Below are 536 nucleotides of genomic sequence, written 5' to 3' on the forward strand. Positions count from 1 at the left end.
TTTTCTTTTGTAACTATAGAAATTGCACCATTATCCAAAATATCTCTTATAACTTGTTGTTGAGGAAGTATAAGTCTACCTTTTGGAGCTGCTTTATCTATTGGAACAACTAAAACAACTAAATCATTTGGTTCAATTAAATCCGATACCAATCTGAACTCAGTGCCATCTTTAGGCAAAACCCTTATTATTTCATTTTTTAAATTTTCAATCCCAATTTTATCTGTTGATGAGACAGAAACAACTGGACATTTAACCTTATTTTTAGCTAAGTTTAAAATTTCTGATTGATTCTTAATAGTATCAATTTTGTTAAGAATTAAAATATGAGGTATATTCTTATCATTAAACTTTTCAATTAATGATAAATCTTCTTGTGATATACCAATTTGGCAATCCACTACTAGTAAAGCTATATCTGTCTTTTCTAAAACATCTAGTGATTTACTTATTCTAAGTTCACCATGTTTACCCACACCATCAAGCCCAGCAGTATCTATCAGAACACACGTTCCTATAGGAAGGATTTCCATCGG

At 30.0% G+C, this 536-nt stretch carries 1 protein-coding gene; it reads right to left on the reverse strand.

Annotation, left to right across the window (positions count from 1 at the left end):
* The coding region (locus K0040_RS19925) for a GTP-binding protein (RefSeq protein ID WP_228110429.1) at positions 1–536 on the reverse strand (536 nt) is incomplete at both ends.

The organism is Terrisporobacter petrolearius (genome assembly GCF_020748185.1).
Taxonomy (GTDB): domain Bacteria; phylum Bacillota; class Clostridia; order Peptostreptococcales; family Peptostreptococcaceae; genus Terrisporobacter; species Terrisporobacter petrolearius.